The organism is Pseudomonas putida (assembly GCF_002025705.1).
GTDB classification, from domain to species: Bacteria; Pseudomonadota; Gammaproteobacteria; order Pseudomonadales; family Pseudomonadaceae; genus Aquipseudomonas; species Aquipseudomonas putida_J.
In genome coordinates this window covers 4,878,811-4,892,419 of record NZ_CP018846.1, presented here as the reverse complement: position 1 = coordinate 4,892,419, position 13,609 = coordinate 4,878,811, and the positions used below count along the sequence as shown (strand labels likewise).

Annotated in this window: 12 protein-coding genes; 1 reads left to right on the top strand and 11 read right to left on the bottom strand. The window is 63.5% G+C overall.

The features are described from left to right. Positions 1-90 precede the first annotated feature (90 nt). Positions 91-312: a DUF3820 family protein gene (locus tag BUQ73_RS22195; protein ID WP_079229690.1), complete on the bottom strand. Its 222-nt coding sequence runs from the start codon at positions 310-312 to the stop codon at positions 91-93. Between the two features lie 202 nt (positions 313-514). Between BUQ73_RS22195 and BUQ73_RS22190 the strand changes: the two genes are divergently transcribed. Then, entirely contained in the window at positions 515-991 is a 477-nt protein-coding gene (locus tag BUQ73_RS22190) for a ferritin-like domain-containing protein (protein ID WP_079229689.1), read from the top strand. On the opposite strand, the gene BUQ73_RS22185 is transcribed toward BUQ73_RS22190, so the two are convergent. The 10 genes from BUQ73_RS22185 to BUQ73_RS22140 all read right to left on the bottom strand — a co-directional run bounded on the left by BUQ73_RS22185 (position 988) and on the right by BUQ73_RS22140 (position 13,598). Beyond that, the gene (locus tag BUQ73_RS22185) at positions 988-2,484 is read right to left on the bottom strand and encodes a sensor domain-containing diguanylate cyclase (protein WP_079229688.1); all 1,497 of its coding nucleotides are present in this window, start codon (positions 2,482-2,484) and stop codon (positions 988-990) included. The genes BUQ73_RS22190 and BUQ73_RS22185 overlap by 4 nt on opposite strands. Before the next feature lie 202 nt (positions 2,485-2,686). Beyond that, complete coding sequence (locus tag BUQ73_RS22180; protein ID WP_079229687.1) at positions 2,687-4,018, bottom strand: OprD family porin; 1,332 nt, start codon at positions 4,016-4,018, stop codon at positions 2,687-2,689. Between the two features lie 204 nt (positions 4,019-4,222). After that, positions 4,223-4,444, bottom strand: a complete 222-nt coding sequence (locus BUQ73_RS22175) for a hypothetical protein (RefSeq protein ID WP_060512429.1) — start codon at positions 4,442-4,444, stop codon at positions 4,223-4,225. 334 nt (positions 4,445-4,778) lie between these two features. Continuing rightward, the gene (locus BUQ73_RS22170) at positions 4,779-6,173 is read right to left on the bottom strand and encodes a heavy metal sensor histidine kinase (protein WP_079229686.1); all 1,395 of its coding nucleotides are present in this window, start codon (positions 6,171-6,173) and stop codon (positions 4,779-4,781) included. Then, positions 6,148-6,822, bottom strand: coding sequence for a heavy metal response regulator transcription factor (locus tag BUQ73_RS22165; RefSeq protein ID WP_079229685.1), 675 nt, complete (start codon positions 6,820-6,822; stop codon positions 6,148-6,150). Before BUQ73_RS22165 ends, BUQ73_RS22170 begins: the two co-directional genes overlap by 26 nt. Positions 6,823-6,831: 9 nt before the next feature. Further along, positions 6,832-9,924: a multidrug efflux RND transporter permease subunit gene (locus tag BUQ73_RS22160; RefSeq protein WP_079229684.1), complete on the bottom strand. Its 3,093-nt coding sequence runs from the start codon at positions 9,922-9,924 to the stop codon at positions 6,832-6,834. Then, the gene (locus BUQ73_RS22155; protein WP_079229683.1) at positions 9,921-11,084 is read right to left on the bottom strand and encodes an efflux RND transporter periplasmic adaptor subunit; all 1,164 of its coding nucleotides are present in this window, start codon (positions 11,082-11,084) and stop codon (positions 9,921-9,923) included. Before BUQ73_RS22155 ends, BUQ73_RS22160 begins: the two co-directional genes overlap by 4 nt. 473 nt (positions 11,085-11,557) lie before the next feature. Next, complete coding sequence (locus BUQ73_RS22150) at positions 11,558-12,292, bottom strand: YkgJ family cysteine cluster protein (RefSeq protein ID WP_079229682.1); 735 nt, start codon at positions 12,290-12,292, stop codon at positions 11,558-11,560. After that, positions 12,289-12,600 (bottom strand): hypothetical protein, encoded by a 312-nt coding sequence (locus tag BUQ73_RS22145; protein ID WP_079229681.1) that lies wholly within the window; start codon positions 12,598-12,600, stop codon positions 12,289-12,291. Before BUQ73_RS22145 ends, BUQ73_RS22150 begins: the two co-directional genes overlap by 4 nt. Positions 12,601-12,698: 98 nt before the next feature. Beyond that, positions 12,699-13,598 (bottom strand): chemotaxis protein, encoded by a 900-nt coding sequence (locus BUQ73_RS22140; RefSeq protein WP_079229680.1) that lies wholly within the window; start codon positions 13,596-13,598, stop codon positions 12,699-12,701. Positions 13,599-13,609: the final 11 nt, after the last annotated feature.

Below are 13,609 nucleotides of genomic sequence, written 5' to 3'. Positions count from 1 at the left end.
ATTGCTGGCCCTTTCGCGGCTAAAGCCGCTCCTACAGGGATAGCGCGGTCCCTGTAGGAGCGGCTTTAGCCGCGAAGAGGCCAGTACAGGCTAACGCCGATGTTTTTGCCGCAATGGCACCAACAGGTCGCCCAGGCCGTTATGGTCGACCTCGTGCATCAACGCCAGCAACCCCCCCAGCTCACCCGCCGGAAACCCCTTGCGGGCGAACCAGGCCAGGTAATCGCCCGGCAGGTCGGCAATGATCCGCCCCTGGTATTTGCCAAAGGGCATGGTGCGGGTCACCAGCAGTTCGAGCATTTCCGGTTTCATCGACGAAGCCTGGGCAGTGAATGAGCGCCGACCATACTGCAATCTGCACGAGCCCCCAAGCGGCAATCATGCATAACGCCGTTATCCAGCTTTGCTGTGGATGGCGTAACTAATTGTTTTTAAAGGATTTAATTTAATCACGTGGCTTGGCATGAAGGCTGCTCCGGTATACATGACTACCACCTGCCAAGGAGTTTGTGCCATGAGCAATCCCAACAAAGACGTGATCGATGTGCTTAACGACCTGGTCGAGTACAGCAAGGATGGCGAAAAAGGCTTCAAAGCCTCGGCCGATGACGTGAAAAACCCCGAACTGAAGGCGTTTTTCGTACAGCGTGCCGGCGAATGCGCCAACGCCGCCAGCGAGTTGCAAAGCGAAGTGCGCCGCCTGGGCGGTGACCCGGAAACGTCCACCAGCATCAGCGGTGACCTGCACCGTGGCTGGGTAAACCTCAAGTCGATGGTCACCGGCAAGGATGAAGAAGCGGTGCTCAATGAGGTGGAGCGCGGCGAAGATCATGCCCTCAAGGCCTACAAGGAAGCACGCGAGAAACTGGTCAAGCTGGGCCGTATGGCCAGCGATCCGAGCTATGCCCTGGTCGAGAAACAATTGCAGGGCGTGCAACGTAACCACGACCAGGTGAAGGCACTGCGCAACGCCGCCCGCGCCCGTTCCTAGTCGGTTGGCCCCTCTACCCGGTTACGGCCATTGGCCTTGGCCCGGTAGAGCGCCTCATCCGCGGCGCCCAAGACCTGTGCAAGGTCTTGCTGGGTGCCGGGGATGTAGACGCTGACACCAATGCTCACCGTGACCGAGTGGGCATCGTCTGCGAATGGCGCGAGGGCCTCGACCTGGGCGCGAATACGCTCGGCGAGCAACAGCGCGCCGCTTAGTTCCGTTTCCGGCAAGATCACCTGAAACTCTTCACCGCCATAGCGTGCTGCGAGGTCCGCCGGGCGGCGGATGCACAGCTCCAGCGTGCTGGCCACCTCGCGCAAGGCGTGGTCGCCACCGGCGTGTCCATGGCGCTGGTTGAAGGCCTTGAAATGGTCCACATCCACCATCAGCACCGCCAACGGTTGGCGGTTACGTTGGGCGCGTGACCATTCCAGCCGCAGCACCTGGTCCAAGCGGCGGCGGTTGGCCAGGCCGGTCAGGCTGTCGGTCGCGGCAAGGGTCGCCAGGCCCTGTTCAGCTTCGTGGCGGCGGCGCAACTCCCGGCCCAGCAGCAGGGTCAGCCAGAGAATCCCGATACACAACACCCCCGTGGCGACGCTGACCAGAATCGCTGTGCGCCGCCATGACTGGAACACCTCGTCGGCGGAATGCACCACCAGCACGATCAGTGGCAGGTCGGCGACCCGGGCGAAGGTGTACATGCGCTGGGAAGGGGCGCTGCCAGAGCGCGCGGTGAAGCTGCCGCTGTGCTCGCTGAGGATGCGCTTGAAGTTGGGGCGTTCGCCGTAATAGGTGCCGATTGCCGGATCCTGTGGGCGTGCAGGTTCCCGTGCGAGGAGCTGCCCGCTGGTATTGAAGAGGTTGATACTGCTTTCAGCGCCGATATCCAGGCGGCGGAACAACTCACTGAAATACGACAGGCGCAGGGCGCCGGCGGCCAGCCCGGCAAATTCGCCCTGCGGGCCGTTGATGCGCCGGCTGAAACTGATGCACCAGTCCATGTCGCCCAGCTTGGCCTTGAAAGGCGGGCCCACCAGCAAACCGAGGTTCGGGTCATGCAGGTGAGCCTGGAAAACGCCGGTATCGCCAAAGTTGGCCTTGCGCGGCACGGGGTTGTTGGAGTCGCCGACCACATTGCCCTGCTTGTCCAGCCACAGCACATCTCCGCGCTTGCGGTCGACAAAGGCTTCATTGAACAGCAGGCGCTGGCGCAATGGGCCGGAGATCTCTGGCAGCTCCTTGCGGCTGACTGCCCAGATCAGGCCTTTCAACGACTGGTCGTAGAGTTCGACATTGCGCAGGATGTCGCTTTCGATCAGCTGGACGATGTTGTTCGCGGAGCGGATGGCCGATTGCTCGACACTGTCGCGCTCGCGGGCCAGCAGGTAGCTGACGATGGCCACGATGGCGAGCACGGCAAGGCAGCTGCCCAGGTTGAGGATCAGCTCGGGGTGCGACCTGTAGACTGCGAAACGCGAAGATCGAGTGGGCATGCGCGCTACTGCTGAGGCAGGGCCATTTGCGGCGGGCGACATTCTAGGGAAGCGTGGATTGTCGGACAACATTTGTCCGACGGAAATGCGTAAGGGGGCTGCTTTGCAGCCCAATCGCGACAAAAGGCCGCTCCTACGGGATCCCTGCAGGAGCGGCCTTGTGTCGCGAAACGAGGGCGAAGCCCTCGCCAGCGGTCTCAGATCAGAAGATGTTCAGTGGGTAATCGACGATCACCCGCACTTCATCGTTGTCGCTGTTGCTGTCGATCGATGCATAACCCTGGCTGCCACGGTGGGTGGCATAGCGCAGCTGTACCGCCAGATCCTTCAGGTCGCCTTCCTGGAACACATACTTCACGTCCAGGTCCCGCTCCCAGTGCATGGCGTTCTTGCCATCGGCGCGGTAGTAGTCGTAGTGGGTGGTGTCCTGGGTGGCCTTGGTCAGGTCCGCTTCACCGCGCGAATACGACAGCGAAGTGCTCAGGCCCGGGATGCCGACACCGGCAAAGTTGTAGTCGTACTGCAGCTTCCAAGAACGCTCGTTCGGGGCGTTGAAGTCCGAGTACATGCGCGAGTTGTCCAGGTAAACGCTGTCACCCAGGTTGATGTAGTCGAACGGCGTGTTGCCGTTGACCCGCTGGTAGGCGGCGGTGACGCTGTGGTAACCGGCGTTGACCGTGAAGTGCACGCTGTAGGTGTTGTTGTCGATCTTGCCCAGCAGCGACTGGCCGGTGTCCTGGGTGTGATAGAAGTGCACGCCCGGGTTGAGGCTGACCAGGTCGTTGACCACGTAGGTGTAGTCGAAGTCAGCGTAGTACTGGTTCCAGACGTCCTTCAGCTCGGCCGCGTACAGGTTGGTGGTGATGTTCTCGGTGCCGCTCCACGACACGCCGGCCCAGTTCAGGTGCTTGCTGGTCTGGCCGTCCATGTCGCCGTAGTAGGTGTCGATACGACGGTGGCCGCTCTGGTTGTACGGGTGGGTGAAGCTGACCTGGCCGCCTTCGAGCAGCAGGCCGTCGACGCTGTGGTTGGTCAGGCTCACACCACGGAAGGTCTGCGGCAGCATGCGGGTTTCGCCGCCGGCGATCACCGGGTTGGTGATGAACAGGTCACCGGCTTTCAATTCGGTGTCGAATGCCTTGAGCTTGACCGCTGCACCAGCGGTGGAGAACGAGTGCGGGGCGGCCCCCAGTTCACCGTTGTCCTTGATGTGCTCGGGCAGGATGCTGGTGCCGGCATGGCCGCCACCGCCGTCGAGCTTCAGGCCCAGCATGGCGTGGGCGTCGAGGCCGAAGCCGACTACGCCCGGTGTGTAGCCGGACTCGAAACGGGCGACCGCGCCCTGGCCCCACTCGCGGGTGTCGCGCACGCCGGCGTTGTGGTTGTCGCGGTTGAAGTAGGCATTACGAAAGTGCAGGTTGAAGGACGAACCTTCGATGAAGCCATCAGCCTTGTCTTCATCTGCCTGGGCGGCGAAAGGGATCGTTGCAGTCAACGCAATGAACAGCGGGGTAAAACGAAACGCGGAAGGCACCGGTGTTAGCTCCTTTGGTCTGACGGTGGGGCAGTTTTTATTTTTGAATGTGCGTCTTTTTATAGGTGTACGTTACGGCGGGGCTGATAGTTAGAGCACATAAAAAAAGCCGCTGATTGGCAGCGGCTTTAAAAGGCTAACATATCGGCACCAACGGTGCCCATGGCGTAGCCAAGGGAAAACTGGAGCAGGTGCGGCGCGCGATCAGCTATCGGCATTGGCGTCGCTGGAAACTTTCGAAGCTGTCTGTTCTGCGTCTTTGCCGGCGTCGGCCTTGTGTGCCAGGGCTTCGCGGGAGTCCTGGTGAACAGCGGCAAGTTCTGCAGTGCGGGCTACGAAAGCCGGGGATTCTTCGGCCATGGCCAGGGGCGACAACAACAGGGACGACAGAACGAAAACGCTGGCAATACCCATACTGTTGGACATGTTTAAATCTACCTTCTTGCGGTGCAAGTGCTATGAGGACGGGGGCAAAGTTAGTCGTTAAAGTGCCGCGGAAACAGCGTCTTTAGCGATAAGCACTGTTGCGCAAAAAGTAATGATCGCTGAAAAGGCAATTAGACTTTGGCCGGAAACCCCCGTAGTAGACAGCTTGCGCAGTCCACTGTGGGAGCGGCCTTGTGTCGCGAAAAGGGCGCGAAGCGGCCTCGGGATTCGCGACATTGCGTAGATCGTCGGGGCCGCTTCGCGGCCCTTTCGCGACACAAGGCCGCTCCCACAGGGATTGCGCAAGCTTTTCTGGTTGTTGCCACCGAAGGGACTATGCAGGCTTCAGAATGGGCAAACGCATACCAAAGGTATTGGCGCCGGCCGCGCTGCGCACAAAAACCTCACCGCCATGCATCAGCGCGATCGCCTTGACGATCGCCAGGCCCAACCCATGGTTGCCGCCACCACTGTTGCTGCGTGCCGCATCCACCCGGTAGAAACGCTCGAACAACAGCGGCAGGTGCGCATCCTCGATGGCCGGCCCTGGGTTGCTTACGGCAATGCAGACCTGTTCCGGCCCAGCCTCGATCTGCACCTCGATCACCTGGTTCGGCGCCGTGTGCTGCACGGCGTTGTTCAGCAGGTTGATCAAGGCCCTGCGCAACTGGGCCTTTTCGATGGGCGCCTGGGCATCACCACTGACGGTGACGCTGACCTGGGCGTCTTCGAGGATGTAGTCCAGGTAATCGAGGGTGGTGGCCACCTCTTCGGCCAGAGAGGCCTGGGTCAGGGCGGTGGCTTTGCTGCCCTGGTCGGCGCTGGCGAGGAACAGCATGTCGTTGATGATGCTGCGCAGGCGCTCCAGCTCTTCGAGGTTCGATTGCAGCACTTCGAAGTAATGCTCGGCGCTGCGCCCACGGGTGAGGGCGACCTGGGTCTGGCCGATCAGGTTGGTCAATGGCGAGCGCAGTTCGTGGGCGACGTCGGCATTGAACGCTTCCAGCCGTGAATAGGCCTGGCTGACCCGGTCCAGCGCGGCGTTGAATGCACCGGCGAACTGCGCCAGTTCCGGCGCCAGGTCCGCTGTCTGCAGGCGCCCGTCCAGGCGTGGCGGCGCCAGCGCCTGGGCCTCGACGGACAGCGCCAGCAGCGGCCGCAGGCCAATGCGCGCTACCCAGTAACCCAGAATCGAAGCCAGCAGCACTCCGAGCACAGCCAGGCCGACAATGGCCACCAGCAAGCTGTGCTGGGCTTGCCAGAAGGTTTCGGTATCGATGCCGATCAAAAAGCGCAGCGGCGGGCGCTCGCCCAGAGCCGGCAGTTCGCTGACCAGCACCTTGTAGGGGTAGAGGCGGTCAGGCAGGCGCAGGTCGCGCATGCCTTGCGGGCCTTCGCCAAAAGCGCGGACCAGTTCGCTGGGGTGGCCGTATTCGTAGGCCGGGTTGCTGCTGACCACCCAGAAACGGATGCGCTTGTCTTCCTCGCTGAGCAGGTTGAGCTTGTTGTTGATCTTGGCCCAGTGCTCAGGTGTGCCGAAGCGGTTGAGGGTGGACTCGAGCACGCTGAAGCGCGCATCCAGTTCCGCTGCCGGCAGCAGGTCGAGGCTGCGGTCGACTTGGCGATACAGCGCCGAACCGATCAGCACGAACACCCCCAGCGCCACCAGGATGAACAGCGTCGACAGGCGCAGGGCGATGGAATTAAGCGGCACGGTTTTCCAGGACATAGCCCATGCCTCGGATGGTGTGCAGCAACTTGTTGTCGAACGGCCCGTCGAGCTTGGCGCGTAGGCGCTTGATGGCCACTTCGACGACATTGGCGTCGCTGTCGAAGTTGATGTCCCAGACCAGCTCGGCGATGGCGGTCTTGGAGAGGATTTCGCCCTGGCGCCGAGCCAGCACGCTGAGCAGCGAGAATTCCTTGGCGGTCAGCTCCAGGCGCTGGCCGGCGCGGCTGGCCTTGCGCGCCATGAGGTCGATCCACAGGTCGCCGACCTGGATCTGCAACGGCTCGTGGCTGCTGGTGCGGCGGGTCAGGGCCTGCAGCCGGGCGACCAGTTCGAGGAACGAGAAGGGTTTGCCCAGGTAATCGTCGGCGCCTTCGCGCAGGCCGTGGATGCGGTCTTCGACGCGCTCGCGGGCGGTGAGCATGATCACCGGCGTCTGCTTGCGCGCACGCAGTGCACGCAGCACGCCGTAGCCGTCCAGGCCCGGCAGCATTACATCGAGCACGATCACCGCATAATCGCCTTCCAGGGCCAGGTGCAGGCCGTCGATGCCGTCCCGCGCCAGGTCGACGGTGAAGCCTTGCTCGGTCAGGCCGCGATGCAGGTAGTCGGCGGTTTTTTCTTCGTCTTCGATGATCAGCACACGCATGGTCTTGTCCTAGCTGGCACTTGGCGCCGCCGCTGGGGCGGCCTGGCGGCGGTGGAACAGGCGCTCCAGGGCCAAGTATATGACCGGGGTGGTGAACAGCGTCAGCGCCTGGCTTACCAGCAGCCCGCCAACCACCGCGATGCCCAGCGGCTGGCGCAGTTCGGCGCCGGCGCCAAAGCCGAACATCAGCGGCACCGCGCCGAGCAGGGCGGCGAGGGTGGTCATGATGATCGGCCGGAAACGCGTCAGGCACGCCTGGTGAATCGCCTGCTCGGGTGTCATGCCATGATGGCGCTGGGCTTCCAGGGCGAAGTCGATGAGCAGGATGCCGTTCTTCTTGACGATACCGATCAGCAGCACCACGCCGATCAGGCCCATGATGCTGAAGTCCTGGCCCATGGCCCAGAGCAATATCAACGCACCCAGGCCGGCAGAGGGCAGGGTGGAGATGATGGTCAGTGGGTGGACGAAGCTCTCGTAGAGCACGCCGAGGATGATGTACACCGCCACCAGCGCAGCGAGGATCAGCCACGGTTGGCTCGACAGCGAACTCTGGAAGGCTTGGGCCGCGCCCTGGAAGTTGCCGCTGATCGAGTCCGGCATGCCCAGTTCGCGCTGGGTGCGTTCGAGGATCTTCACCGCGTCGCCCAGGGCTACGCCGGGGGCCAGGTTGAACGACAGGTTGGCCGCCGGGAACAGGCCGTCATGGCTGATCGAAAGCGGCCCGGTGCTCGGTGCGGCGACATGCGCCAGGGCCGACAGTGGCACCATCTCGTTGGTCAGTGGCGAGCGCAGGTAGAAGAAGTTCAGGCTCTCGGCCTTGCCGCGCTGCCTGGCGTCCAGTTCGAGGATCACCTTGTACTGGTTGGTTTCGGTCTGGAACTCGCTGATCTGCCGCTGGCCGAAGGCATCGTACAGCGCCTGGTCGACGTCGGTGGTGGTCAGGCCGAAACGTGCCGCAGCCTGGCGGTCGATGTCGATGCGGGTGACGCTGGCGCCCAGTTGCAAGTCGTTGGACAGGTCACGGAATACCGGGTTTTCCCGCAGGCGGTCGGTCAGACGCTGGGTCCACAGGTTCAGGGCCACGCCGTCGTTGCTCTTGAGCACATACTGGTACTGGGTGCGCGACGGGCCGGAGCTGAGGTTGATGTCCTGGCCGGCACGCATGTACAGGACGATGCCCGGCACCTGGGCCAGTTTCGGCCGCAGGCGGTCGATCAGCTCGCTGGCCGACACGTCGCGATCACCACGAGGCTTGAGGGCGATCCAGAAGCGGCCATTGGCGATGGTCTGGTTGCTGCCGGTGACCCCCACCGAATGGGAGTAAGCCTGCACAGCCGGGTCGTCGCCGATGATCTTTGCCAGCGCCAGGTGCTTCTCGACCATCGAGGGGTATGACACATCCGCCGCCGCCTCGGTGGTGCCGAGGATGAAGCCGGTGTCCTGCAGCGGGAAGAAGCCTTTGGGGATGCCGACATAACCGGCGACGGCCAGGGCCAGGGTCACGCCGAACACGCCCAGGGTCAGGCGTTGGTGGGCGAGAGCACGATCCAGGCCTTTTTCGTACCACTTCACCAGGCGCTCGCCAAACCCGCCGTGTTGCTCGCCGGGCGGGCGACGCATGAACAAGGCACACAAGGTGGGTGCCAGGCTCAGCGACACCATCACCGAAATCAGGATGGTCGAGGTGGCGGTCAGGGCGAACTCCTTGAACAGCCGGCCGACCACACCGCCCATGAACAGCAGCGGGATGAATGCGGCGATCAGCGAGAAGCTGATCGACACCACGGTGAAGCCGATCTCGCCTGCACCTTTGAGCGCTGCCGTGCGGCTGTCGTCGCCGGCCTCCAGGTGGCGGTGGATGTTCTCGACCACGACGATGGCGTCGTCCACCACGAAGCCCACCGAGATGACGATGGCCACCAGCGTGAGGTTGTTGAGGCTGAAGCCCAGCACATACATCAGGGCGCAACTGGCGATCAGCGACACGCCGAGCACGCTGGATACCACCAGGGTCGCCGACCACTGGCGCAGGAACAGCGCCATCACCCCGATCACCAGGGCCACGGCGATCATCAGGGTGAGCTCCACTTCGTGCAAGGAGGCGCGGATGGTCTGGGTACGGTCCTGCAATACCGACACTTCGATCGACGCCGGGAGCATTTCCTGCAGCTTGGGCAGGGCAGCCATCACCCGGTCAACGGTGTCGACGATGTTCGCGCCGGGCTGGCGGAACACCACCAGGTTGAGCCCTGGCTGGTCGCCGGACCAGGCCTTGACGTAGGCATTCTCGGCGCCGTTGATCACCTTGGCCACGTCCTGCAGGTGCACTGGTGCGCCGTTGCGGTAGGAAACGATGAGTTTGGCGTAGTCCTCGGGGTGGAACAGCTGGTCGTTGGCGGCGATGGTCGAGACGCTGTGCTCGCCGTACAGTGCGCCCTTGGCCAGGTTGAGGCTGGTCTGCTGGATAGCCAGGCGCACATCGGCAAGGGTCAGGCCGATGGCGGCGAGTTTTTCCGGTTGGGCCTGCACGCGAATGGCCGGGCGCAGCTGGCCGGTGATGTTGATCAGGCCGACCCCTTCGATCTGGCTGAGCTGGCGCGCCAGCAGGGTTTCGGCGTAGTCGCTGAGGTCATTGCCGGGCATCTGCGCGGAGCTGACGGTGAGCACCAGTACCGGGCTGTCGGCCGGGTTTACCTTGCGCCAGGTCGGCGGGTTGGGCAGGTCCTGGGGCAAGCGGGCGGTGGCGGTGTTGATCGCCGCCTGGACTTCCTGGGCGGCGGTGTCGATGTTCTTGTCGAGGGTGAACTGCAGGATCAGGGTGGTCGAGCCCAGCGCGCTGCTGCTGGTCATCTGGGTCATGCCGGGGATGGCGCTGAACTGCACTTCCAGCGGCGTGGCCACCGAAGACGCCATGGTTTCCGGGCTGGCACCGGGCAGCTGGGTGGTGACCTGAATGGTCGGGAAGTCCGCTTCAGGCAGCGGTGCCACTGGCAACCGCGGGAAGGCGATGGCGCCGAGCAGCACCAGGGCGAACGTCAGCAGCAGGGTAGCGATCGGGTGGTCGATGCACCACGCCGAAATACCGTTGCGGGTAGTCATGGCTGGCTCCTGCGGTCAGCCATTTCCGCCGGTGGCGGTACGTCCGGGGTGACCTCGACCCGCGAGCCGGGCTTGAGCCGCGACTGGCCGTCGAGCACCAGGCGCTCGCCCGGTTTTACCCCGGCGATGATGTTCAGGCCGCTGTCCTGGTACAGCACCTTGACCGGCACGCTGGTGACCTTGTCACCGTCAAGGCGGTAGACGAAGTGCCCGTCGATGCCACGCTGCACCACTGGCGGCGGCACTACCAGGGCGTTTTCCTCGACCGCAGTGCGCAGGCGGATGGTAACCAGTTGCCCCGGCCACAGGCGGCCGTCCTTGTTGTCGAATTCGGCCTTGACCCGCACCGTACCGGTATTGGCCGAGATCTGGTTGTCGATCAGTGCCAGGTGGCCTTCGCCGAGCAGGTTGCGTTCGCCATCAGCGTCCATGTAGGCCTGCACCAGCGCAGCGGTTGGCGCCTTGAGCAAGCCCTGCAGGGTCGGCAGCATCTGTTGCGGCAGGGCGAACTCGACGGCGATCGGGTCAATTTGGGTGACGCTGAACAGGCCTTGGGTATCGCTGCTGCGCACCAGGTTGCCGGGGTCGACATTGCGGATGCCGACGCGCCCGGTCACTGGCGAGCGGATCTGCGTATACGACAGTTGCACTTCGGCATTGGCGATGGCCGCCTGGTTGCCCTTGACCGTGGCCTGCAGCTGGTTGACCAGCGCCTGTTGCTGGTCGAGGGTCTGCTTGGACACGCCATCGTCAGTGCTCAGCAGGCGGTAACGCTTGAGGTCTACGCCGGCCACCTGGATCTGCGCCTGGCTCTGGCCGAGCTGGGCTCGGGCCTGGTCGAGGCTGGCGCGGATCGCCCGGTCATCCAGGGTGGCGAGCAGGTCGCCTTCCTTCACCCACTGGCCCTCCTTGACCAGCACCTGGGTCAGCACCCCCTCGACCTGTGGCCGTACTTCAACGCTGTGCAGCGACAGCACCGAGCCGATGGCGCTGGTGTAGCGCGGCACGTCCTGCTGGGCGACGCTGACCACGCGCACCGGAATCGCCGCTTGCGCGTGCGGCGTGGTGGCCTGTTGGCGCTGGCCATACCAGACGCCCAGGGCCACCAGGGCGAGCAGCGCCAACGCGGCGAGAAGTACGGAACGAGAAGGACGTCGCATCGGCGCGGGCACCTTGGCCAAGGGGTGGGAAACGGAGGTCTGTATTGAAGCTTATAGCGCTGTGACCGGGTCGACAGCGTGACAGCTGGCTGACAGCGGTGACAGGTTGGGGTTGGGACTGGGGGCCTGGCTGGAGGTTATTGTGGGCATTGGGGGGCCTGACTTGATTTTTGTGGTGATGCTGAAATCGAGCGCCGCCCGCGCGGCGCATCGCGGATAAATCCGCTCCTACATTTGTTGCAACGTGCCGAACCTGTAACGCCATGGTTGCCAGCCTTGGCGCATGTCTTGAGTCTTGCAAACAAGGCAGGCAACCATGGCCTGACAGGCATGGCCACGTTGCAACAAATGTAGGAGCGGATTTATCCGCGATGCGCCGCGCGGGCGGCGCTCGATCTCACAGGCGCTGAAGATGTTGTGGCAGGCATCTGGTAGCCCTGATGCCATCCAACCCAATGGCCAAGCCCGCTTACCTAAAACCCGATAAAGGCATAGTAGACCGGCGCCTCGGCAGTGGTTTGCAATCCCAGCGCCTGCAAGTCATCCACCAGCTCAGGCTGCTCCACGTGCAACGTCCACCGGGTCCCGGTCTCAGCTGGCTGCTGCGTCAGCGCCCCAACAAAGGCCGCCATCTCAGGCAGATAAGCGGTAAACCCATTGCCCTTGAGCGCGCTGGTGGTCATCCCCAGCGCCTCGCAGATGGCCACCTTGGCCGCGATATCGTCGCGGTCCGCCTGCCGCGAAGCCTGCACCAGCGCCGCTAGCGCCGGGTCCACCGGCAGTGCGCCATGGATCAGCTCGGGCCCCTGCTCCCACGCTTCGGGCGGGCAGTCCTTGTTCTCCGGGCGCAGCGGAATATGCGGGTTGATCTCTACCGGATAGATGCGGCAGACCAGCGGTCGGCTTTCATAGATGGTGCACAGGTCGTTGTCGTCGAGGTTGCGACAGCGCCCCGGGTTGAACGCGGCAAAGGTCACCGAAACGCGTGCTTCGCTGCCGCCACAAGGCACCGGTAAAGAGCGGCGCAACACATGTTCGCGTTGCTCCGCAGGCATGCCTGGCCCATCGGTCACGAAGGCTTCGATCAACACGATCACCTGGCCACCGGCCGTCGCCCACTGCCGTGCCTCGTTCAAGGTCAGCGGCACATGGTGGCCGGTGCAGCACTTGCCACAACCGGTACAGGCAAAACGCAGGCTGTCGTTCACTTCGCGTCAGGGTTCCATTCGCTGATGTAGGCCTGCTGCTGCTTGCGGTCGTACAGGCAGAGCTCGGTGCCGCTGCGTTGCTGCATGTGCTTCTGTGGATAAACCCCTTCGATCAGCAGGGCACTGATACCGACCTGATCATCGAATTCCGCCGGTTTGCCACGGGCGTGGGCATCTTTGAACTGGCTGGCTTTCAGGCAGGCCTTGAGCATCTGCTGGCGCTGCTCGTTCCAGGCCTGGCTGCTGGAAGCCTGGGCGACACCGCTGAACAGGGCGCAGGCGATCAGGAGAGAGCTGAAATACTTCATACGCGGTTCCGGGAAATCATCCGAGGGGCGCGAATTATGCCCGAGTCATCCCTGGCAGCAAGCCAGGGAGTTTGTCGCTGAATATAACAACACGTGCTTCAGCGTTCGGCAAATACCACGGTCCGTGCCGCCGTCACCAGGCAGTCGGTCAGGTCAGGCGAGGAGAATTTGGTGAGGATCGCATTGGCCCCGGCAAGCTTTGCCTTCTCGCTGCTCATGGCGCTGTCCAGCGAGGTGTGCAGCAGGACGTAGAGGTGCTGGAAGTCTGGCGTCTCACGCAGGGTGCGGGTGAAGGCATAGCCGTCCATCTCGGACATTTCGATGTCCGAGACGATGATGTTGATCTCCTGCGCGGTGCCCTGCAGTTCCAGCAGCACGTTCATCGCATCCTTGGCGCTGCGTGCGGTGTGGCAGTCGATGCCGAGGTTGCGCAGGGTGTGCACCGACTGCTGCAGCGCCACCTGGCTGTCGTCGACCACCAGGATGTTGGCGGCGGCCAGCAGGCTGGCGTCTTCCTCGCTCAGCTCGCCAGGCTGTGGCTCCGGCTCGGGCGGGGCGATGCCGTGGATGACCTTTTCGATGTCCAGCACCTGCACCAGGGTGTTGTCGACCCGGGTCACGCCGGTAATGAACGAACGGTTGCCCGAGCCGAACGGCGGCGGCTTGATGTCGGTGCTCAGGCAATGGACGATGCGGCTCACCGCCTGCACGTGCAGGCCCTGGCGCGAGCGGCTGATCTCGGTGACGATCAGGCAGCCACCGTCCGGGTCGGCCAGCGGGCGTTCGCCGATGGCACGGGACAGGTCGATCACCGACAGCGAGTTGCCGCGCAAGGTCGCCACGCCTTTCACATGCGGGTGCGATTCGGGCAGCTTGGTCAGCGGCGGGCAGGGGATGATTTCGCTGACCTTGAGCAGGTTGATTGCCATCAGCTTGCCGCTGCGCAGGGTGAACAGCAGCAGCGACAGCGAGTCCGCGCGGGCATTTTGCGTGGCCATGGTGACCTTCG